The following is a 23,155-nucleotide window of genomic DNA, read 5'->3' on the forward strand; positions in this document are numbered from 1 at the left end:
AATATGGGGTTCTCATCCTCAGGACGCAAAAAATCTCTCCCAAAGGAGAGATCTTTGATGACGTCCCAGGAGGGATTCGAACCCCCGACCGACGGCTTAGAAGGCCGTTGCTCTATCCAGCTGAGCTACTGGGACATATAATAAAAATTCAAGCAAAAAAAATTTTACCACAAGCTGGCTTGCTAAGCAACTAGAAAATCAAGAGAATTTAGCCATTGTTTTTTTAATTCGCTACTCACTATGCTATAATCTACGAATATTGAATACGGAAGAAAGGAGGGACATTTATTAATACGCATGGACCCGAGGGAAGGGATAACGTTGTATTGTTTCCCAAGACACTGGATTTTTATCAGATGGAGCTTACAAGGATGCTGGAGACTGAGCGCTACGGAGAAGCAGGAGAACTGCTGGAATTTCTGCTGCAGTGCCAGGGTCAGGAGCCCAGACAATATGAGGAATGGAAGGCTTTGCTCAATTGGCTGAGAGATGCTTTTCCCGGCGTGGTAGGTGAAGGCAAGGAACCTGACTTCTATGAAGAGAATGAAGAATCCCTGGCTCGCCTGCATATCGAGGCCAAGGTTGCTTTGGACAAGGACTACGGGAACAAGCTGCTTAAGGCCGCTATGGAAAGTCCTTTATCCGAGCACTCTCTACTGGCGCTTGAGCAGCTGTCGTATCTGGACATGCCGGAGATTGATGATGCCCTGCGCAGCTGGCTGAACCGCAAAAATGTCCACCCGCTGATACAATTTCACATTCTGCAGACTTTGCGTAGGCGTGGAGCACAAGGAATCGTGTCGTTCGTCCGCGGACAGGAGCCGGTTGAGGTTGAGATCGAGACCGTGCCGCTAAAGTCAGCTGATTTTCCACCGCAGGTGCAAAGGATCTTGGAGCGTGTGGGGGATCAGACTCAAGTTCATAATCCGACTCTCTTTTATTTCGCCCAGGAGTTCTGGTTCCAATTTATTATGGGGGTTTACGGCACCAGGGATTATACTTCCATTCTGTCCGATGATGACAGTACGGCGGATATCTGGGCTGCGGCGCTGCATCAGACGATTTCCGAGAGCCTTCCAGATGGCAAAAGTGACAGCGAAATCAGGCTGGTGTACGGGATTACCGACGCGCTTCGGCTCCGTTTTGAGCAGGTATATCGTTCTATGAAACAGTTCGTGCATTCCGGACAGGGAAGATAATCGGCGGGATCCAGCTTTTCCTGCTTCGCCCAGCCGTGGAACACTTGTAAAAAGCTGTATTGTTGTTTATAATGTAGTGGTTGTTCTTGTTCTGTACGTGAGTAAGGAATAATGAAATTGAAGCCGGATACATATCAGGATTCAATATATGTGAACTTATTTTGGAGGGGAAAGCATAAAATGAAAGCAACTTGGGAAAAAATAGAGAAGAACCTCGGCGTTCTCGAGGTCGAAGTGGATGCGGATCGTGTATCTGCAGCGCTGGATAAAGCTTTTAACAAAGTAGTAAAGAAAGCAACTGTACCTGGATTCCGTAAAGGTAAAGTGCCACGGCCAATTTTCGAAGCGCGTTACGGGGTTGAAAGCCTCTACCAAGACGCCATCGACATTTTGCTCCCTGAAGTATACAGCGAAGCTGTTGAGCAGACTGATATCTTCCCTGTAGATCGTCCTGAAGTGGACGTTGAACAGTTTGGCAAAGGACAAGCTTTCAAATTCAAAGCCAAAGTAACCGTTAAGCCAGAAGTGAAGCTTGGCGACTACAAAGGTATCGAAGTTGCAGCTGAGAACGTAGAAGTTACTGAAGAAGAAGTGGCTCAAGAGCTTGAGCGTCTTCAGCAGCGCCATGCTGAGCTTGTTGTAATCGATGAAGAAACTGCTCAGAACGGTGATACAGTCGTAATCGACTTTGACGGTTCTGTAGACGGAGTTCCATTCGAAGGTGGTAAGTCTGAGCGTTATTCCCTTGAGCTGGGCAGCAACACATTCATCCCAGGCTTTGAGGAACAAGTCGTAGGCCTTGCAACAGGTGACTTCAAAGATGTAACTGTTACTTTCCCAGAAGCTTACCATGCAGAAGAATTGGCAGGTAAGGAAGCCGTATTTAAAGTGAAAGTTCATGAAATCAAGCGCAAGCAGCTTCCTGAACTCGACGATGAGTTCGCGAAAGATGTAAGTGAATTTGATACTCTTGAAGAATATAAAGAAGATTTGAAGAAGCAGCTTGCTGATCGCAAATCGAAAGAGAACGAAGCTGCTCGTGAATCCTACCTTGTTGACCGCGTGGGAGAGAAAGCAGAAGTTGAAATTCCATCTGCGATGATTCAAGGTGAAGTTCAGAACATGGTTCGTGATTTCGACAACCGTCTTCGCACTCAAGGTATGAACCTTGAAATGTTCCTTGGCTTCTCGGGTCAGACTCTTCCTGAGCTGCAAGAGCAAATGCAAGGTGATGCTGAGAAGCGTGTTCGCAACAATCTTGTTCTTGAGCAAATCGCCAAAGAAGAGAACATCGAAGTTACTGAGGACGAGCTTAATGCTGAGCTGAACACTATGGCTGAAGCATACAAACGTACTCCAGAAGAAATCCGCAACATCCTTGCGGCTAACGGTTCTCTGGGAAGTATGCGTGAAGAGGTTCTGCTTCGCAAAACGATTCAATTCCTTCTTGAAAATGCAAAGGAAGTTCCAGCTGACCAGCTGCAACCATCCGCTGATGCAGCAGAAGAAGTGAAAGAAGAAGCAGCTGAAGAGAAGTAATACCTGACTCGGCCAACAAGCCGAACCAGCATATAGGCAGATTATACAGGGTTGAACCTTAAGGCACGTATTTCAAATGCGTGCCTTATTTTTCACTAATGGAGGATACATTTTCTTCCATAAGAATAGAGTTCGTGAAGGGCATAGCTATCACTGGACTGAAAAATGACAGAGGTCCTTGAACATGGTAAAATAGGAATTGTAATATACAGAATGACCTCAGTGTATTTTCTTCGTGGAGTTCTGTATAGATAATACGAATAGAGAAAAGAGGCTTGGGATTATGAGTATCGTACCTATGGTTATAGAACAAACGAGTCGGGGAGAACGATCTTACGATATTTATTCCAGACTTCTCAAGGATCGTATTATCTTTCTCAGTAACGCAATTGACGATGAAGTAGCGAATATCGTGATTGCCCAACTCTTGTTTTTAGCAGCTGAAGATCCTGAGAAAGACATCCATCTATACATCAATTCGCCTGGTGGTTCTATTACAGCAGGTATGGGTATATATGATACAATGCAGTTCATTAAACCGGATGTTTCTACCATCTGTGTTGGTATGGCAGCGAGTATGGGTTCTTTGCTGCTTACTGCAGGCGCACCTGGCAAGCGTTTTGCTCTGCCAAATAGTGAAGTCATGATTCACCAGCCTTTGGGTGGTGTACAAGGTCAGGCGTCCGATATTAAGATCCATGCCGAATGGATCATCAAGACAAAGCAAAAGGTCAACCAAATATATTTGGAACGTACCGGTCAAACTCTGGATAAGATTGAACGGGATACAGACCGCGATTTCTTCATGAGTGCGGAAGAAGCAAAGGCCTACGGGATTATTGACCAGGTCATTAATAAACCCATTAAATCTTAAAGGGGTGTATACCATAAATGTTCAAATTTAATGAAGAAAAAGGACAGTTGAAATGTTCTTTCTGTGGTAAGTCACAGGAACAAGTACGCAAACTTGTAGCCGGACCAGGCGTTTATATATGTGATGAATGTATCGAGCTTTGCACGGAGATCGTAGAAGAGGAGCTCGGTCATGAGGAAGAGCTTGATCTGAAGGAGATTCCAAAGCCTCGTGAAATTCGTGACATTCTTGATCAGTACGTGATTGGACAGGAACAAGCGAAGAAATCTCTGTCAGTAGCTGTGTACAACCATTACAAACGGGTGAATACACAGAGCAAAATTGAGGACGTTGAACTTCAAAAGAGTAACATCCTGCTTCTGGGACCAACGGGTTCCGGTAAGACTTTGCTCGCTCAGACTATGGCTAAAATTCTGAATGTTCCTTTTGCCATTGCGGATGCTACATCCCTCACCGAAGCAGGTTATGTGGGTGAAGATGTAGAGAACATTCTGCTCAAATTGATTCAAGCTGCCGACTATGATGTAGAGAAGGCAGAACGCGGGATTATTTATATCGACGAGATTGATAAAGTTGCCCGTAAATCCGAGAACCCATCGATCACTCGCGATGTATCCGGTGAAGGCGTTCAGCAGGCTCTGCTCAAGATCCTTGAAGGCACGGTAGCTTCTGTACCTCCGCAAGGCGGACGTAAGCACCCTCACCAGGAATTCATCCAAATTGATACAACGAATATCCTGTTTATTTGTGGCGGTGCCTTTGATGGACTGGAACAAATGATCAAGCGCCGCGTGGGCAAGAAGGTCATCGGATTTAATGCAGCTGCTGACGGCCAAAAGGATCTGAAGCCAGGTGAATATCTGGGAATGGTCCTTCCAGAGGACTTGCTGAAATTCGGTCTGATTCCTGAATTTGTAGGTCGTCTGCCGGTTATTTCCACTTTGGAACCGCTTGATGAGAATACACTGGTGCGTATCCTGTCTGAACCGAAGAATGCTTTGGTTAAGCAGTATCAGAAGCTTCTTGAGCTTGACAATGTGAAGCTTGAGTTTGAACCTAAGGCACTGGAAGCCATTGCTCGTGAAGCCATCAAACGGAACACAGGAGCGCGGGGTCTTCGCGCCATCATTGAAGGAATCATGCTTGATGTGATGTATGAGGTTCCTTCCCGTGATGATATTACGAACTGTGTAATTACCGAGAAGGTTGTTGAAGAGAAAGTGATTCCTGAGCTTCAAGTTCAGAAGAAGAACAAACAAGAAGAGAGCGCCTAAAGCAGACTTTCAAAGGGCTTGATTAAATAATATGCTGAATCTCCACCCTAATGGTCCCAAAGCGGCCAGCGCTAGGGTGGAGTTTGGCGTTATGGGAGAGACCTGAACATGACATTCTTGAGACAAGATACCCGGCCTGTCAAAGTGGGGAATCTAACCATTGGCGGCAGTAATGAAGTGCTCATACAAAGTATGTGTACCACGAAGACAGCAGATGTTGAAGCAACCGTAGCAGAGATTTTACGTCTGGAAGAAGCAGGTTGTCAGCTGGTTCGTGTAACTGTAAATAACGAAGAAGCGGCTGCAGCAATCAAGGAAATTAAGAAGAGAATTCACATCCCTCTAGTTGCTGATATCCATTTCAATTATAAGCTTGCCCTTCAAGCGATTGAGAACGGCATTGATAAAGTCCGGATTAATCCGGGAAATATTGGCCGTAGGGAGAAGGTTGAAGCTGTAGTTAAAGCTTGCAAAGAGCGCGGAATCCCTATCCGTATCGGGGTGAATGCAGGCTCGCTGGAAAGTCATCTGCTTGAGAAATACGGTTATCCGACTCCGGAAGCTATGGTGGAAAGCGCGCTATACCACATAGGTATTTTGGAGGAGCTTGATTTCCATGATATTATCGTGTCCTTGAAGGCTTCGGATGTGCCTATGGCCATTGCCGCCTACTCTAAGGCAGCTGAGGTTATACCTTACCCGCTTCACCTTGGGATCACCGAGGCAGGGACCCTGTTCTCCGGTACAGTGAAGAGCGCTGCAGGTATTGGCGCACTGTTATCCATGGGAATTGGATCGACTGTGAGAATCTCGCTCAGTGCCGATCCGGTTGAAGAAGTGAAGGTAGCCCGCGAGCTGCTGAAGACATTTGGTCTGATCTCAAATGCAGCTACGCTCGTATCCTGTCCGACCTGCGGACGTCTGGATATTGATCTTTTCTCGATTGCCAACGAGGTTGAAGAGTATATATCCAAGATCAAGGTGCCGATCAAGGTGTCTGTACTTGGCTGTGCGGTTAACGGACCGGGGGAGGCCCGTGAAGCGGATATCGGGATTGCCGGTGCGCGCGGTGAAGGCATGCTGTTCCGTTACGGAGAAATGATTCGCAAAGTGCCGGAAGCGGAGCTTCTGTCTGAGCTTAAGAAGGAAATTGACCATATTGTTGAAGTGTTCGAGGCAACTGGTGAAATACCTGGTCGTAAAGAACATATTCTACGTTAAAGATAATAGCCGTGAGCGGATCAGAACCGTTCACGGCTATTTTTTTGCCGACTTATTCTGCCTGTTCGTACCTATCCCAAAAAACCTGAACATTGGCGTTTACCCTCAATCAAAAAGGCTATACTACCAAGTAACAGGTTATGATAATGGGAGGTTGGTTAGGTATGGATTTAAGCATGATTATTATGGCGGTACAGCTGTTCTTTGCTGTGGTTATCGGTATCTATTTTTGGAATCTGCTGCGGAGTCAGAAAGGCAGCCGGAGTGCGGTGGACCGGGAGTCCCGCAAGGAGATGGATAAGCTGAGGAAGCTTAGAGCCGTCTCGTTGACCAAGCCTTTGGCCGAGCGTGCTCGTCCTGCAACGATGAGTGATATTGTGGGTCAAAAGGATGGTCTCAAGGCGCTGAAGGCAGCTTTGTGCAGTGCCAATCCCCAGCATGTCATCATATATGGACCGCCGGGGGTGGGTAAGACGGCAGCTGCGAGAGTTGTGATGGAAGAGGCCAAGAAAAATCCCTCGTCCCCGTTTCGTTCAGACGCCAAATTTACGGAGATTGACGCGACCACGGCGCGTTTTGATGAGCGGGGAATTGCGGATCCTCTGATCGGATCGGTTCATGACCCGATTTACCAGGGAGCAGGGGCCATGGGTGTGGCCGGTATTCCTCAGCCAAAGCCGGGTGCCGTGACTAAGGCTCACGGAGGCATACTGTTCATAGATGAGATTGGTGAGCTGCATCCGGTTCAAATCAACAAGCTGCTTAAGGTGCTGGAAGACAGGAAAGTATTCCTGGAAAGCGCATATTATAACTCGGAAGACAACGGAACCCCGGCTTATATCCATGATATTTTCCAGAACGGGCTTCCCGCAGATTTCAGGCTGGTGGGTGCCACGACACGCTCTCCCCAAGAGCTTCCGCCAGCTCTAAGATCCCGCTGTATGGAGGTATTTTTCCGTCCTCTTCTCCCGGATGAAATTGCCCAAATTGCGGAGGATGCAGTGAAAAGGATCGGACTTGAACCGAGAAGTGAAGCCGTCGATGTAATCAAGAAGTTTGCCACGAATGGCCGGGAGGCCGTGAACATGGTGCAGCTTGCGGCCGGACTTGCCCTGACGGAGAAACGAAACCATCTGCTGGCTTCGGATCTGGAATGGGTAGCTACGAGCAGCCAGTTGGTACCTAGACCTGAACGCAAAATTTTTGAACATCCTCAGGTGGGTGTAGTGAATGGTCTGGCTGTATATGGGCCCAATATGGGGGCCTTGCTGGAAATAGAAGCAACTGCTGTGCTGGCCGAGAAGGGAATGGGAAGCTGTAATATTACGGGAGTTGTGGATGAAGAGGAGATCGGAGGGGGTAACCGGACGCTTCGCCGCAAGAGCATGGCCAAAGGTTCAGTGGAGAACGTCTTGACCGTGCTCAAGAGCATCGGACTTGACCCCTCGCACTATGATCTACACATCAATTTTCCTGGCGGAACGCCAATTGACGGTCCGTCTGCCGGACTCGCTATTGCAACGGCGATCGCTTCCGCGATACGAAACATCACGGTGGATAACCGGATAGCGATGACAGGCGAGCTAGGCATACATGGCAAGGTCAAGCCAATCGGCGGAGTTGTGGCCAAGGTAGAAGCGGCCTTTCAGGCTGGAGCGACAACTGTGTTGATCCCGAAAGAAAATTGGCAGAGCTTGTTCGAAGGGTTGAATGGGGTTAAGGTCATTCCGGTTGAATCTTTAAAAGAGGCTTTCCAGCATGTATTCGGCGCTGAAGCCGAGCGCAGCTTTGGATTCACAGCGGCAGAAGAGGTTTTCGCCCCGCCTGCACAAGCATTTTTTCAGGTGGATTCACCCCATACGGAATCACTTTAAGGATCGAGCGGCTGTCTGGCAGCCGCTCTTCGTTGGTGTTTTAAAGGAACATTTGCTAAAATAGGAATAATATCTCCTGAGAAACCTGAGTTTTTTAAGGGGGAACCATCAGGCAGACGCAACATATTAAAGCTGAGAACCATTGGAGGTGCGAAAACGATGGGAACCCACAAATTAGGAAAAGGTCGTCGTTTTCCTTTGCTGCCACTGCGGGGATTGCTAGTCTATCCTAGTATGGTCCTGCATTTGGATGTCGGACGTGAGAAGTCTGTGAAGGCACTGGAAAAGGCAATGGTGGACGATAATTTAATTCTCCTTTGTTCTCAATCTGAAGTGAACATCGAGGACCCTACCCAGGAGGACATCTTCCGAATTGGTACGGTGGCTAAGGTCCGCCAAATGCTGAAGCTTCCGAACGGAACGATTCGCGTTCTTGTCGAGGGCATGGAAAGGGCCGAAATTATTCATTATCTGGATACGGAAGAGTACTACGAAGTCATGGCAAAAGAACTGCCTGAGGAGGAATCTGCGGACCCTGAGGTCGATGCTTTAATGCGTACGGTTCTTACCCAGTTTGAACATTATATTAATTTGTCCAAGAAAGTAACTCCAGAGACGCTTGCTGCGGTCTCCGACATCGAGGAGCCAGGGCGTCTGGCCGATGTGATTACAAGTCACTTGTCGCTGAAGATCAAAGATAAGCAGGAAATTTTGGAGACGATTGAGGTTCAGAAGCGGCTTGAGAAGCTGCTTGATATTCTGAATAATGAACGTGAAGTCCTCGAGCTGGAGCGGAAGATCAGCCAGCGCGTCAAGAAGCAGATGGAGAAGACGCAGAAAGAGTATTATTTGCGCGAGCAGATGAAGGCGATCCAGAAGGAGCTTGGCGAGAAGGAAGGCCGTGCGGGTGAGGTTGAGGAACTGCGCGGTCAGATGGAGGAGAAGCAGCTCCCCGAGAAGGTACGCGAGAAAGTGGAGAAGGAAATTGACCGACTCGAGAAAATGCCGGCCAGCTCGGCAGAAGGAGGAGTCATCCGTAATTATGTGGATTGGCTGCTCAGTCTGCCTTGGTCCAACCAGACCGATGATGACCTGGATCTTGCGAAGGCAGAACAGGTTCTGAATGACGATCACTATGGTCTTGATAAGCCCAAAGAACGTGTGCTCGAGTACTTGGCTGTGCAGAAATTGGTCAAGAAGCTGAAAGGGCCGATTCTGTGTCTTGTTGGACCTCCGGGTGTCGGTAAAACTTCCTTGGCGCGCTCCATTGCGCGTTCGCTCGGCAGAGAATTTGTTCGGATCTCCCTCGGGGGTGTCCGGGACGAAGCGGAAATTCGCGGTCACCGGAGAACCTACGTAGGCGCGATGCCTGGACGTATCATTCAAGGAATGAAGACAGCCGGGACGCTCAATCCTGTCTTTCTGCTTGATGAGATCGATAAGATGGCATCAGATTTCCGAGGTGACCCTTCTGCTGCGCTGCTTGAGGTGCTTGATCCTGAGCAGAACAACACATTTAGTGACCACTTCATTGAAGTGCCGTTTGATCTGTCTAACGTGATGTTTGTAACAACAGCTAATGCCGTTCATAACATTCCGCGTCCGCTTCTGGACCGGATGGAGATGCTCTATATTCCGGGTTATACGGAGCTTGAGAAGCTTCAGATCGCCTCGCGTTATCTTTTGCCTAAGCAGAAGAGAGAACACGGGCTGGAGCCGGAGCAGCTTGTGATCGGGGAAGAAGCCTTGCTGAAGACAATTCGGGAGTATACGCGAGAATCGGGTGTCCGTAATCTGGAACAGCAGGTGGCCGCACTTGCCCGTAAAGCTGCCAAACGAATTGTCTCGGAAGAGTTGGGTTCAATCGAGATCCTGCCTGATAATATCAAGGATTACTTGGGTGTTCCCAAATTCCGCTACGGCGTTGCTGAGCTGGAAGACCAGATCGGTACGGTAACCGGGCTTGCCTGGACTGAGGTTGGCGGCGAAACTTTGACAATTGAGGTTACGGTGGTTCCGGGGACCGGAAAGCTTATCTTAACCGGGAAGCTTGGAGATGTCATGAAGGAATCTGCCCAAGCGGCATTCAGCTATACGCGCTCCAAGGCGAAGGAACTGGGGATCCCGGCAGATTTCCATGAGAAGAATGATATTCACATCCATATCCCTGAAGGAGCTATTCCCAAAGACGGTCCTTCGGCCGGTATTACAATAGCTACCGCGCTGATCTCGGCATTAACGAACCGGCTGGTCTCCAAGGATGTAGCCATGACTGGGGAGATTACGCTTCGCGGCCGCGTGCTGCCGATTGGCGGCCTAAAGGAGAAGTCGCTGGCGGCTCACCGTGCAGGCTATAAGAAGGTTCTGCTGCCTAAGGATAATGAACGTGATCTTAATGATATTCCAGAGAGCGTTCGAAGTGACATGACGTTCGTACCTGTGTCACATATGGATCAAGTATTGAAGCATGCGCTTACTGAACAAGTTGAAGTGCACTAGAGAGGAAACACTAGAATGAAAGTAACAAGCTCAGAATTTATAATCAGCGCCGTAAGGCCTGAACAATACCCTGAGGACGGCTTGCCAGAGGTAGCTCTGGCAGGTCGTTCCAATGTGGGGAAGTCCTCATTGATCAATCGTATGATTAACCGCAAAAATTTAGCCCGTACCAGCTCAACACCGGGCAAGACTCAGCATTTGAATTATTATCGCATCAACGATGCTCTGTATTTTGTTGACTTTCCCGGATATGGCTACGCCAAGGTATCTAAGGTACAGCGGCAGGTCTGGGGGAAGATGATCGAGGAGTTCCTAACGGTTCGGGAACCGCTTAAGCTGGTGCTTCTCATTATCGACCTGAGGCATCCGCCTTCCAAGGACGATGAATTGATGTACGACTGGCTCAAACATTATGATCTGCCGGTATGCGTGGTCGCGACGAAAGCGGACAAGATCCCGAAAAGTCGCTGGCAGAAGCACATCAAAATTATCAAGGATGCTTTGGTGATGCGTGCAGGCGATGAACTTATCATGTTTTCCTCAGAGGCAGGTATAGGGAAGGATCAGCTTTGGAGTTTGATTAGCCGTCACATTGAAGATCAAGATGCGGAGGTTCCGGAGGTTCCGGAGACCCTTCCTTCTTCGGACGAATAAAAGTGACTAATCCGCGAATTTAAGAGGGAACGGGAGAACTTCCAGCAGGAAAGTGAGCATGCTAAGGTATTTTTGCTCCTTAACTAGCCAAATTCCGTTTTTTTCTAAAATTCGCTGAAAAATCATGATTTAAATACCGCGCATTTGCTTTAATGAGTAGTGTATAATTAACTACAAAGGATTAAAAGAATTGAGGAGATTTTTATGGCTCAGCGGTTAGCCACAGAGTACATTAAAGCCAGTTTGCGATTGACGGAAGTTCAAATGGCCGAATTTATTCACAGAATTGATGATCCTCACGTAAGACAGCGGATTAAAGTGCTGGACGGGGGAGGACAGGAAGTAGTTCTGGAAGATGACCAGGGAGAGGAACTTCATCTGCCTTTTGATCGTAAGGACGGTTATTATATCTGTGAAGCATCATTCCGCTTAATAAATCCTCCTATTACCAATGTTATGCGCCGATTGTTCGCAGCCTATAAAGGATCGGGTGTAGTGAACCGGATCTATAACGGATTTGTGGTCATGTATCAGTATGAAGATGGTCAGGTACGCAAAATTACGGAATACAATGGTGACACATATAAACTCGTATATGAGTATAAAAATACAGTCGAGGAGCTGCAGCGGCTGTTCCGCTCAACCGAAGTTGAGATGGAGATCGGACGGATTCACCGTCTGGTTAATGAATTGCTGGATCACCGTCTTGCCTTGAAGGATGAGCAGCTTATCACACACATTGATGAGGAACTTCGCCAATATACACGCCGATTGTTCGTATTAGAGGCGTAACAAAGTCCGCCCTGGGAAATGGGCGGTTTTTTTTTGATTAATGTTCTAAAAAGTATTGCATTTGTCCTGAATAGATGTTATTTTTAATCTCGTTGAAAAGAATATAGGAACCAGGATTCACTCAGGACATTATGTTACGAGAGATTTTTCCCTCGGGAAGTGAATGACGTAGGTCCTAGCGGATGAAATTTTTCAAACATTTTATTCCTAGGAAGGGGGAACCGGAAGATGGAATATTCAACTTTCGGAAGACACGTTGCTGTTGATACTTGGGGAGTCGATTTTGAGGTGCTGAACAACGCAGAGCTATTGCAAGCTCATTTGGTGGAAGCCGCCGAAGCGTGTGGTGCAACGGTATTGTCCGTGCAAGCCAAGCAGTTCGAACCACAAGGGGCTACGGTCCTTGTAATGCTGTCAGAGAGCCATCTCTCGATTCATACTTATCCTGAGAGAGGTTTTGCAGCTGTTGATTGTTACACATGTGGAGAAACAGTTGATCCACAGCTCGCCATTGATTACCTGGTATCCATTTTGAAACCGGAGAAAGCTTACGCGAAGAAGTTGATTCGTGGACTGGGAGAACTTAAAGTTGAGACTCCTGCTATGGCTCAGCAAGCTGAGCTGGTGTAACCGGGGATTTATTTAACTAACGATAACATTTGTATGTACTTTACACATGAGTATGTGTGGGACAATGAAGTAACCATGGATTATTCCATGGTTATTTGTTTTAATACCTGTCTATTCTGTTACTAAGACTCCATGAGAACTTCATAAACAATTCATAAAAAACGCAGAGTAATGCTAAGCGAATGTGATATAATTAACAAGGTGAGAGATAATAATCTCGCTGAATTATCTAAAGGCAGGAGGACTTGCAATGCACATTGTCGTAGTCGGGTTGAACTATCGAACGGCGCCTGTGGAAGTTAGGGAACGTTTTTCATTCGCAGACAAAGATATGCCGGCAGCGCTGTCGGAGTTGAAACGTACCAAGAGTGTATTGGAAGGCGTTGTAATAGCCACCTGCAACCGCACAGAGATCTATGTTGTCGTTGATCGGCTCCATATGTGCGGGTACTTCATCCGCAGCTTTATCGAACAATGGTTTGGGGTGTCCAGACAAGAGTTCACCCAACATTTATATATGTATGAAGACGAACAAGCAATACGTCATTTATTCCGGGTAGCCTGTGGACTGGACTCTATGGTGCTTGGAGAGACTCAAATTTTGGGTCAAGTGAAGTCGAGCTTTTTGCAGGCCCAGAGTGAGAAGGCGACAGGAACCTGGTTCAACATGCTGTTCAAGCAGGTGATTACGCTGAGCAAGCGGGCACATTCGGAGACGGCCATTGGAGAAAGTGCCGTTTCTGTAAGCTATGCAGCAGTAGAACTCGGCAAACGGATTTTTGGTAATTTTAGTGGCAAGCGTGTGCTGATTCTTGGAGCGGGTAAGATGAGCGAGCTTACGGTTAAGCACTTGTACGCCAGCGGGGCTGAACAGGTGCTTGTAGCTAATCGTACGTTTGCACGTGCGCAGGAGCTCGCAGGGAAGTTCAATGGAACACCGTGCACTATGCAGGAGGCCATGGAGCATTTGAAGGATGTAGATATCATTATCAGCTCTACAGGAGCTGAAGGTTATGTCCTTACCTCGTCACAGGTAGCCCAGAGCATGAAGAAGCGTCCTTCACGTCCGCTCTTTATGATCGATATTGCCGTTCCGCGGGATATTGATCCGTCTATTTCGGAACTTCCGAATGTATTCCTCTATGACATTGATGATCTTGAAGGCATTGTTGAGAGCAATCTGGAAATGAGACGGGCCGAGGCGCTGAAGATCGAGAATATGATTGAGCAGGAAATGGCGGTGTTCGCGAATTGGCTTCAGACCCTTGGGGTTAAGCCAGTGATTCGTGCCCTCCAGGAGAAATCCTCTTCAATCTACGAAGAGACGCTCGAGAGCATGTTCAATAAGCTTCCTGAGCTGGATGAGCATCAACGTACAGTTATTCGCCGTCTTACGAAGAGTATCGTGAACCAAATGATGCATGATCCGATTAACCGGATCAAAGAAATGGCTGGAGAGAAACAAGGAGAACAGGCATTAGAGATGTTCACCCAAATTTTTGCTCTAGAGAAACAGCTGGAATCAGCAAAGGCCTTGGAGGAAAGTAAGACTCAGGCAGCTGACTCAGCGAAAGCACAGAACGCCTCTAAGGTGTCTATTCCTGACAAAGCGCTAAAGATGGCGCAGGTGTCTATATAAGGCGGTGATCAGCCTTGACGCTGCTAAGTGAAATTTATGATGCGATAATTTATATATATGCCCTGAGCCTTCTGTTTTATTTCTCGGATTGTATTCGCCGCAATGGGAGTGCAAAGCGGATGGGCGCAGGGCTTCTTGCATGTGTATTTGCTTTGCAGTTAACCGGCTTTAGTATGCGGCTGTGGCAGAATGGTACGGATGCACTGCTCTCTAACTATAATTATGTGTATCTTGTTTGTCTAAGTCTTGTTACTGCAGCATTTGTTCTTACATTTCGTCAAAAGACTGAGTTTATGGTGCTTCTGATCAGTCTTGTCGGGTTTGTGCTTACGGTCCTTAACAGACTAAGCTACAGGTCCGTGGATTACTCCTTCCATCACTCTCAGACCTTCAAAGGTCTGATCAGTCTGCATATTGCGCTTGCCGGCATCAGCTACGCAGCTTTGACTCTGTCAGCTGTCTTTGCAGTAATGTATCTATTTCTTCACAGGAAGCTCAAACGAAAGACGTGGAATGATACGGTTAGAAGACTGCCGAGCCTCGAGGCGCTTGAGAATTATATTAATATCTCCATGCGGTGGGGGACTTCACTGCTTGCCGTATCCTTGATTGTCGGGGTATCCACGGTGGCTGCGGAGAACCGGTGGGATCTTTTGGGTGACAAGAAAATGTTCTTCACGTTCATTGCTCTGGTGGTCTACATTCTCTATTTTGCCGGTCGTAAAATGAAGAAGTATAGCGGCCGCGTTATGGCAAAATGGGCCATTGTCGGTTATGTCGTTACCATAGCCAATTACTTGCTGAACTCATGGTCAGCCTTTCATCATTGGGCCGGAAAGTAGGTTCTCAAATGGATAAATATATACCGATTATGCTGAAGTCTAACGGTCTGCGCTGCGTAGTGATCGGCGGAGGGCCGGTGGCTGAGCGTAAGACGCTGCAGCTGATTCAGGCTGGAACGGATATAAAGCTCATAAGTCCTTCTGTAACAGGACCGCTACATCAAGCTGCCCAAGAAGGCAGCTTGATTTGGTATAATCGTAGTTATGAGGAAGGCGATCTTCGGGATGCATCCCTGGTGTATTCAGCTACACACCAAGCTGAAGTTAATGAGCGGGTGGCTGAAGAAGCCGCAAGGCTTGGAATTCCCGTGAATATTTCCGGCCCTGGCCTTGGAGGTACGTTCATCTCACCAAGTGTCGTCAGGCGAGGAGATCTTATTATTGCTGTTAGTACGTCTGGAGCAGGTCCTGCTGCCTCGGTAAGAATAAGCCAAGAAATTGACGATTGTTACGGGGATGAATATGAGGCTTATATTGATTTTCTGAGCACAGTCAGACAGGTAGTTAAATCGGCTGTGACTGACGGAGCAAGGAGACGTGAGCTGCTTAAGGCGGCGGCCGAAATGGATATACTTAGGGATATTCGCCGCGGCGAGTTCAAACCGTGGACTGAACAGGAGATTGAGGCTTGGATTAAGGGTAATATTACTAATAACTGATACATAAAGGAGCTTGGGCAGATGCGTACGATCGTAGTGGGAACTAGGCAGAGTCAGCTGGCACTAACCCAGACTGGACAGGTGATTGAGGCACTCAAGGAGTTGTGCAGACTTCATTCCCTGCCGTTTGAATTCGAGATCAAGAAGATCGTCACCAAAGGAGATCGTATCCTTGATGTGACCCTGTCTAAGGTTGGCGGTAAAGGTCTCTTCGTGAAAGAGATCGAACAGGCTATGCTGGATAAGGAAATTGACCTTGCGGTGCACAGTATGAAGGATATGCCTTCCGAGCTGCCGGAGGGCCTCATGAACGGTGCAGTCCCTAAGCGTGTCGATCCAAGAGACGCGTTAATCTCAAAAGGCGGCCTGTCGCTGGACGAGCTTCCGCAGGGGGCCAAGGTGGGTACTAGCAGCCTGCGCCGCGCCAGCCAGCTCAAGGCTTACCGTCCTGACTTTAACATTGAGCCGATCCGAGGAAATATCGACTCCCGTCTGAAGAAGCTGGAGACTGAAGGATTTGATGCGATTATTTTGGCCGCGGCAGGTCTGTTCCGGATGGGCTGGGAAGACCGAATCACCTCTTACCTCCCTGTAGATATTTGTCTACCGGCGGTAGGACAAGGTGCTCTGGGTATTGAGTGCCGGGAGAACGATGAAGAAGTAAGGCACTTGCTGTCGCTGTATAATGATCCGGAGACTGCCATTACAGTAGCAGCTGAGCGGAGCTTTCTGGGAGCGCTGAACGGAGGCTGTCAAATCCCGATCGGGGCATTTGCTTCATTGGTTCCATCAGGGACTTCCGCTCCCGAAGCTGAAAGCCGGATTGAACTCACGGGACTGGTCGGTTCACCGGACGGCAACGTCATTCTTAAGGAAAATGCAGCTGGCAGTGACCCACAGCTGCTGGGTGAAGAAGTGGCTTCCATCCTGAAATCCAAGGGTGCGGAGGAAATTTTGTCTGAAGTTAGGGGATGAGATAGAGATGGCGGGGAGAGTATATCTTGTTGGAGCAGGACCTGGGGATGCCAGACTAATTACAGTGAAGGGTCTTGCTTGTATTCAGAAGGCAGATGTGGTTGTCTATGACCGATTGGCAAGCCCCAGACTTCTGAAGCATATGAAGCGCGGAGCAGAGAAAATCTATGTCGGCAAACGTACAGACCGTCATACGATGAAGCAGGAGGACATTAATCAGCTGCTTGTTGATCTGGCACTAGAAGGTAAGATCGTTACCCGTCTAAAAGGCGGAGATCCGACTATATTCGGAAGGGTTGGAGAAGAAGCTGAACTGCTTCGCCAGAACGGAATAGAATACGAGATTGTTCCCGGTATTACCTCTGCGATTTCCGTACCTGCTTATGCCGGGATTCCCGTAACCCACAGGGACTTTGCATCCTCACTCTCCATCATTACCGGACATGAAAGTCCGGATAAGCTGGAGCATTCCATTCAATGGGATAAAGTAACGCAGGCTACGGGTACGCTGATTTTTATGATGGGTGTATCCAATATCGGTTATATCAGCCGCCAGCTCATCAAGTACGGCCGGTCTCCCGAAACGCCGGTTGCACTGGTTAGATGGGGGACGAGAGCTGAACAGGCAACCCTGACAGGAACCTTGGCCGACATTGAGCAAAAGGTTCTGGAGGCTAACTTCCAACCACCTGCGGTAATTGTTGTAGGGGATGTGGTCCTTCAGCGTGAGAAGCTGAAATGGGCAGAATCCCTGCCCTTGTTCGGCAAGCGGATTTTGGTCACGCGTTCACGCTCCCAGGCGAGTGAGTTGGTGGAGAAGATTGAAGATCTGGGCGGGGAGCCTTATGAGTTCCCGGTTATTGAAACCCGGCTCCCTCATGGCCAAGAGGATAAGCAGACGGTGGCTTCAGCCATGTCGCAGCTATCTTCATATGACTGGGTGTTCTTCACCAGCGTGAATGGGGTTGAACACTTCTTCGAGCATCTGAACTTGCTGGGTAAAGATATAAGGGCCCTTTATGGCGCGCGTATTGTGGCTGTTGGGCCAGCAACCAGGGACGAACTGCAGCGCAGAGGGATTACAGCTGAAGCTTTGCCGGAACGGTTCCAGGCAGAGGGGCTTGCCGAGGCCTATGGGGAGCAGCTCACAGCGGGTCAGAAGGTCTTTCTGCCCCGAGGGAACATGGCGAGAGCCTGGCTGCCTGAATTCCTTCGTGACAAGGGATTGTCCGTCACCGAGGCCGTCATGTATGAGACCGTGCCGGTAAGTGAAGAAGATGATGAACTGCTGAAATTAATCGAAAAAGGCCGGATTCATGCCATTACCTTCACCAGCTCTTCGACTGTAAGGAATCTGGTTGAGGCTCTCGCCAGAATGGGCGTGAAGGATCCGGTTCATGCCTTGGGGAAAACGGCGGTTGCGTGTATTGGTCCAGTAACGGCGAAGACTGCCGAAGAGTATGGCTTTAAGGTCACCATGGTAGCGGGGGAAGCCACCCTTGATGGCATTATTCATTCATTATGCGAGTGGAATTCGGGGACATTAGATAATTAGCAGACGTGAAATAGATGTGGGTATTAACTTTGAAATTACTAAGGAGGCATCACTACAGTGGCATTTCCAATTGTTAGACACCGCAGATTGCGCCAAAATGCTGCAATTCGGGGACTTGTACGTGAGACTGTGCTTACGGTTGATGATTTGATTCAGCCTATCTTTATAACCTATGGAAGCGGGGTTAAGAACGAGATCAGCTCCATGCCTGGAGTGTTCCATTTCTCCCTCGACACCCTGGAAGAAGAACTGAAGGAAATTGTTGACTTAGGGATTTCTGCCGTGCTTCTGTTCGGAATTCCATCCGAGAAGGACAGCGTAGGTTCTTCAGGTTTTGATGAGAACGGAATAGTGCAGGAAGCTACGAGAGTGATTAAATCCTTGTATCCTGACCTGCTGGTTGTAGCCGACACCTGCCTGTGTGAATTCACCGACCATGGACACTGCGGTATGGTGCATACTTTTGAACGTGATGGTCATGTGCACGGAGATGTTCTTAATGACGAGTCTTTGGAGCTGCTGACCCAGACGGCTGTATCTCAAGCCCGGGCAGGAGCAGATATTATTGCCCCCTCCAACATGATGGACGGATTCGTATATGCGATTCGCAATGGTCTTGATGAAGCCGGCTTCTCGCATGTTCCGATCATGTCTTACTCTGTAAAATATGCCTCAGCGTTCTATGGTCCTTTCCGTGAAGCCGCAGACTCGGCTCCTCAGTTCGGAGACCGAAAGACATACCAGATGGATCCTGCGAATATTCGCGAAGCTCTTCGTGAAGCAGAATCTGACGTGCAGGAAGGCGCGGATATGCTAATGGTGAAGCCAGCGCTGGCCTTCATGGATGTGATCCGCGTTCTTCGGGACCAATTTGATCTTCCGCTTGTTGCCTATAATGTCAGCGGGGAATACTCGATGGTCAAGGCGGCTGCGCAGCAGGGTTGGATTAACGAGAGAGCGATTGTAACGGAAATGCTGCTCGGCATGAAGCGGGCAGGAGCGGATATCATTATTACGTATTTCGCTAAGGATATGGCCCGCTGGCTACGGGAGCGTAATTAGACTGACTTGGCAAATCCAATCATTCAGGTAAGGAGTGTCTAAGCATGAATAATAAGGCGGGAGGCCGCCGTGATGAACAGTCACGCCAGGCTTTTGATGAAGCAAAGAAATATATCCCCGGGGGTGTGAACAGCCCGGTACGTGCCTTCAAATCCGTTGGACTAACACCGATCTATATCGAACGGGGCGAAGGTCCGCGTGTCTTTGACATTGACGGCAATTCGTTCATTGATTATGTGGGTTCGTGGGGGCCATTGATCATGGGCCATGCCCATCCGGAAGTTGTTAAGAACGTGCAGGAGGCAGCGGCCCTGGGAACAAGCTTTGGCGCGCCAACCCTGCTTGAGACGAAGATGGCCAAGCTGGTAGCAGAACGTGTGCCATCGATAGACATTGTGCGGATGGTCAGCTCAGGAACCGAGGCTACGATGAGTGCGATTCGTCTGGCCAGAGGTTATACGGGCCGCAGCAAGATTATGAAATTTGAAGGTTCTTACCATGGACATGCGGACAGCCTTCTTATCAAAGCTGGCTCCGGCGTTGCGACGTTGGGACTGCCCGACAGTCCGGGCGTACCTGAAGGGGTAGCGGCCAATACCATTGCAGTACCTTACAATGATTTGGAATCCGTTAAGCTTGCTTTTGAGAAATTTGGAGAAGAGCTTGCGGCCATTATTGTTGAGCCTGTAGCCGGCAATATGGGCGTGGTGCCTCCGCTTCCAGGGTTTCTCGAAGGGCTCCGGGAGATTACGAACCAATATGGCAGTCTGCTGATCTTTGACGAGGTTATGACAGGCTTCCGTGTTCATTTGAATTGTGCGCAGGGACGTTATGGCGTGACACCTGATCTTACCTGTCTGGGTAAAGTGATCGGCGGCGGTCTTCCAGTTGGGGCCTACGGCGGGAAAAAAGAGATTATGGAGCAGATCGCCCCATCAGGCCCGATCTACCAAGCCGGTACGCTCAGCGGGAATCCGCTTGCCATGACTGCAGGCTTCACTACGCTGTCTCTGCTTACTCCGGAGGTATATGAACGGCTGGAAGTGCTTTCGGCGAGATTAGAAGCAGGTCTTGCGGCCAATGCGAAGGAGAAGGGAATACCTCTATGCATTAACCGTGTCGGTTCTATGGTATGTCCGTTCTTTACGGATGAGAAGGTCGTTAACTATGCAACCGCGAAGACAAGTGATCTTAACTTGTTCAATAAATATTTCGCCGCTATGGTGGACGAAGGAATCAGCGTTCCTCCTTCCCAATTTGAGGGCATGTTTGTCTCGGGTGTGCATACAGAAGAGGATATTGATGCGACGATTGAGGCCAACCGTCTGGCACTCCAGAAGCTATGAGTTATAGAGGAAGTGCGATCAGGCGCGGAGAATGGCTTGAGGTGATGCCGGGTAAGCTTCCTCTGAGTTCAGATCATCCACACTCCGCTGTGCATGAGTGGCTGGAGAGCAAGCTTAAGGTACACCCAAAACTGCTCTCCAGATTGGAACAGCAGGACGGGATCAAGCTGGCGGGAGACCGCATTCGTCTGCGGCTTTTTCCACCCCGAGACTATGGATTTGAGCCTTATTGGACAGAACTGAATGTGCTGTATGAGGACGACTATTGTCTTGTGGTACATAAACCGGCAGGAATCAAGGTTCATCCCACTGGAAATGAACGGCAGCCAACGCTCGCCCATTGGGTAGCGGCTCATTATATGAGCCAGGGCGAGCAGGCTGCCGTTCGCCATATTCACAGGCTGGACGAGTTCACCTCCGGACCTGTCCTTTATGCGAAGAATGAATATGCTCAGCTTATTCTTGATGAAGCCATGAGTGTGAAAGGAATTGAACGGATCTATGTCGCCATGGTTCAGGGTATCGTTCAAAGCCAGGCCTTCAGGATCGACGCCCCGATTGGCCGGGATCGTCATCACTCCGGGCGCCAGCGGGTGTCCGAGACGGGCAAACCTGCAGCAACCCAAGTGACTCTGCTGGAGACGTTAAAGGAGGCGAGTCTGGTGCGCCTAAGGCTGGAGACAGGAAGAACCCATCAGATTCGTGTTCACCTGAGTCATATGGGTCACCCCCTTGTAGGTGATGCGCTGTATGGGGGAAGTACCCGTTACTTCAATTACCAGGCACTGCATGGGGAATCCTTGATTTTCCCGCATCCTCTGACCGGAGAGATGATAGACACTCAGGACCCTTGGCCCGAAGAATTTGCAGAGCTGCATCGTAGGCTTTCCGTGCAATCCTAATGAGAAACTTGCGGGTCTGTCAAAAAGAATGGCATGCTCTCCTTTTTGAAGCATATAGATTAAACGAGTGAAGAAACCTTGTTTGGATATGCGTAAAAGGAGGTTATACCCTTGGCAGATCAATCCTATGGGTTAAGGTTTGATATCTATGAACGTGTTCATTTATCAGAGGAAGTCATTGGCATTCAGGAATTGGTTGAGCTGGAGCTCCTCCCCAGAATTCAGGTCGTCCCGGGTGATGAATATGCGTCCCTGCGGGGCCATTTGCATGTGTCGGGTCTATACCGCGGTGAAGAAGGAACACAAGAACTATCACATCTCATTCCTGTCGAAATTACAGTCCCGCTGAGCCGGGTCAATCGGCTAGAGGATATTACAGTCGAGATTGAGAATTTTGATGTTGATGTTCTGAACCCGCACAGCTTGAACATTACAGGTGTGCTTTCATTGCGTGGCATTGAGACTGCGGCTTTTGTTCCGGGAACAGAAGAGTGGAGCAATGAGGAGTTCTCGGTATCCCATGAGACCGAACGCGAGGAACGGGAGAATAGCTTGGAGTTTTTTGCAGATCAAAGGGATAGTGAGGATGCTCGTGAAGAGGGCGCCTTGCCTCTGGCAATGAACTATGAACCGCCAAGTGCAGACTCTTATTGGTCGCTTCCGGAAATTCAAGAGCAGACAGAGCCTTCTCCTTGGGCCAGGGAGCAGGATGCTGCACCCGCTTCAGAGCCTATATCCTCATTGTCACCGTTATGGGCGGACAAGGAATCGAAGGGACAGCAAGGCTTGATAGGAGATTCAGACGGCGCGCGGGCGTCTTCAGTGGAGCCCCAGTCGAGTGAACCGAAGCAGACGGAACCAAAACTTAATGAATCCAAGCAGAGTGAACCACCGCACAATGAATCCAAGCAGAACGAACTCAAGCAAAATGAACTCAAACAAAATGAACTCAAGCATAATGAACCTAAGCAGAATGAGTCAAAGCATAATGAAGCACCGCTTAATGAACCAAAGGCTGATGAATCCCATTCTTCAGAGGTCCCGACAGTCTGGCAAATAGAGCAGCCTGTCCACGCTCACGTGGAGATAGAAGAAGGCGACAGAGTTTATACGGCTGAGGAATATCTTGAGCATGTTCAGGAACTCGAAGCGGCTGAGCCAGTAGTGGAACCCCATATTGAAGATCGGCCTGAGATGAAGATTGCACTTGGCAGCAAGAAGCTGACCAATCATGCTTCGGATGATCATGTTGCTCTCAGTACACTGCTTCAGTCCGGGCGTCCGCCTAAAGAGCCGGAAGCGCTGGAGACCTTGGTACAAGAAGCTCAGGAGCCCCTTACAGAAGATAAAGAAGATGCTCGCTGGAAGAACTTATTTATCTCAGGTGTTCAGGAGCAGACTCCCTTCCGGCAGGTGAAGCTTGTTATCGTGCAGCGGGAAGAGACCATTGATGTGATTGCAGACCGATATCAGATTAACCCACGCGAACTTCTGCTCTACAACCGTTTGTCCGAGCAGAGTCTGGAAGAGGGGCAGGTCCTCTACATTCCATAATACCTTTGATGAACCTGTGCCTTAAGCACAGGTTTTTTTGTCGTAAATACGGGTTAGAATGCCTA

General features: G+C 48.8%; 19 protein-coding genes and 1 tRNA gene. 19 read left to right on the forward strand and 1 reads right to left on the reverse strand.

All coding sequences use genetic code 11. From position 1 onward, the window contains the following. Window positions 1-61: 61 nt before the first annotated feature. Window positions 62-135 (reverse strand) — tRNA-Arg (locus ACEN86_RS05775). A 236-nt stretch (window positions 136-371) separates the two neighbouring features. On the opposite strand from ACEN86_RS05775, the gene ACEN86_RS05780 reads away from it, so the two are divergent. From ACEN86_RS05780 to ACEN86_RS05870, 19 genes are all read left to right on the forward strand, one after another. Beyond that, a complete protein-coding gene (locus ACEN86_RS05780; RefSeq protein ID WP_495633384.1) occupies window positions 372-1,199 on the forward strand; it encodes a hypothetical protein in 828 nt (275 codons plus the stop codon). 180 nt (window positions 1,200-1,379) lie between these two features. After that, window positions 1,380-2,738 carry a trigger factor gene (tig, locus tag ACEN86_RS05785; RefSeq protein WP_495633385.1) on the forward strand — a complete coding sequence of 453 codons (1,359 nt, stop codon included), beginning with the start codon at window positions 1,380-1,382 and terminating at the stop codon, window positions 2,736-2,738. Between the two features lie 283 nt (window positions 2,739-3,021). Next, window positions 3,022-3,612: an ATP-dependent Clp endopeptidase proteolytic subunit ClpP gene (gene clpP / locus ACEN86_RS05790; RefSeq protein ID WP_495633386.1), complete on the forward strand. Its 591-nt coding sequence runs from the start codon at window positions 3,022-3,024 to the stop codon at window positions 3,610-3,612. A 17-nt stretch (window positions 3,613-3,629) separates the two neighbouring features. Further along, a complete protein-coding gene (clpX, locus tag ACEN86_RS05795) occupies window positions 3,630-4,886 on the forward strand; it encodes an ATP-dependent protease ATP-binding subunit ClpX (protein WP_127200986.1) in 1,257 nt (418 codons plus the stop codon). A 108-nt stretch (window positions 4,887-4,994) separates the two neighbouring features. After that, window positions 4,995-6,107, forward strand: a complete 1,113-nt coding sequence (gene ispG, locus ACEN86_RS05800; RefSeq protein ID WP_495633387.1) for a flavodoxin-dependent (E)-4-hydroxy-3-methylbut-2-enyl-diphosphate synthase — start codon at window positions 4,995-4,997, stop codon at window positions 6,105-6,107. Between the two features lie 164 nt (window positions 6,108-6,271). After that, a complete protein-coding gene (gene lonB, locus ACEN86_RS05805; RefSeq protein ID WP_495633388.1) occupies window positions 6,272-7,981 on the forward strand; it encodes an ATP-dependent protease LonB in 1,710 nt (569 codons plus the stop codon). Window positions 7,982-8,140: 159 nt separating this feature from the next. Then, window positions 8,141-10,480, forward strand: a complete 2,340-nt coding sequence (gene lon, locus ACEN86_RS05810; protein WP_495633389.1) for an endopeptidase La — start codon at window positions 8,141-8,143, stop codon at window positions 10,478-10,480. 15 nt (window positions 10,481-10,495) lie between these two features. Continuing rightward, window positions 10,496-11,134: a ribosome biogenesis GTP-binding protein YihA/YsxC gene (yihA, locus tag ACEN86_RS05815; protein ID WP_495633390.1), complete on the forward strand. Its 639-nt coding sequence runs from the start codon at window positions 10,496-10,498 to the stop codon at window positions 11,132-11,134. A 204-nt stretch (window positions 11,135-11,338) separates the two neighbouring features. Then, window positions 11,339-11,926: a non-ribosomal peptide synthetase module gene (locus ACEN86_RS05820; protein WP_495633391.1), complete on the forward strand. Its 588-nt coding sequence runs from the start codon at window positions 11,339-11,341 to the stop codon at window positions 11,924-11,926. 228 nt (window positions 11,927-12,154) lie between these two features. Further along, window positions 12,155-12,556, forward strand: coding sequence for an adenosylmethionine decarboxylase (gene speD / locus ACEN86_RS05825; protein WP_495633392.1), 402 nt, complete (start codon window positions 12,155-12,157; stop codon window positions 12,554-12,556). A gap of 250 nt (window positions 12,557-12,806) precedes the next feature. After that, window positions 12,807-14,195, forward strand: a complete 1,389-nt coding sequence (gene hemA / locus ACEN86_RS05830; RefSeq protein WP_495633393.1) for a glutamyl-tRNA reductase — start codon at window positions 12,807-12,809, stop codon at window positions 14,193-14,195. Window positions 14,196-14,314: 119 nt separating this feature from the next. Further along, complete coding sequence (ccsA, locus tag ACEN86_RS05835) at window positions 14,315-15,037, forward strand: cytochrome c biogenesis protein CcsA (protein WP_495633394.1); 723 nt, start codon at window positions 14,315-14,317, stop codon at window positions 15,035-15,037. Between the two features lie 8 nt (window positions 15,038-15,045). Continuing rightward, entirely contained in the window at window positions 15,046-15,696 is a 651-nt protein-coding gene (locus ACEN86_RS05840) for a precorrin-2 dehydrogenase/sirohydrochlorin ferrochelatase family protein (protein ID WP_495633395.1), read from the forward strand. A 21-nt stretch (window positions 15,697-15,717) separates the two neighbouring features. After that, entirely contained in the window at window positions 15,718-16,671 is a 954-nt protein-coding gene (hemC, locus tag ACEN86_RS05845) for a hydroxymethylbilane synthase (RefSeq protein ID WP_495633396.1), read from the forward strand. Between the two features lie 7 nt (window positions 16,672-16,678). Then, window positions 16,679-18,226: a uroporphyrinogen-III C-methyltransferase gene (gene cobA, locus ACEN86_RS05850; protein ID WP_495633397.1), complete on the forward strand. Its 1,548-nt coding sequence runs from the start codon at window positions 16,679-16,681 to the stop codon at window positions 18,224-18,226. Window positions 18,227-18,283: 57 nt separating this feature from the next. Then, the gene (gene hemB, locus ACEN86_RS05855) at window positions 18,284-19,288 is read left to right on the forward strand and encodes a porphobilinogen synthase (protein WP_495633398.1); all 1,005 of its coding nucleotides are present in this window, start codon (window positions 18,284-18,286) and stop codon (window positions 19,286-19,288) included. Window positions 19,289-19,332: 44 nt separating this feature from the next. Then, window positions 19,333-20,634, forward strand: a complete 1,302-nt coding sequence (gene hemL / locus ACEN86_RS05860; protein WP_495633399.1) for a glutamate-1-semialdehyde 2,1-aminomutase — start codon at window positions 19,333-19,335, stop codon at window positions 20,632-20,634. Next, window positions 20,631-21,536 carry an RluA family pseudouridine synthase gene (locus ACEN86_RS05865; RefSeq protein WP_495633400.1) on the forward strand — a complete coding sequence of 302 codons (906 nt, stop codon included), beginning with the start codon at window positions 20,631-20,633 and terminating at the stop codon, window positions 21,534-21,536. The genes hemL and ACEN86_RS05865 overlap by 4 nt, the downstream gene beginning before the upstream one ends. Window positions 21,537-21,647: 111 nt before the next feature. Next, window positions 21,648-23,090: a LysM peptidoglycan-binding domain-containing protein gene (locus ACEN86_RS05870; RefSeq protein WP_495633401.1), complete on the forward strand. Its 1,443-nt coding sequence runs from the start codon at window positions 21,648-21,650 to the stop codon at window positions 23,088-23,090. The last annotated feature ends 65 nt before the right edge of the window (window positions 23,091-23,155 follow it).

This window comes from Paenibacillus sp. Paensp111, from assembly GCF_059492195.1.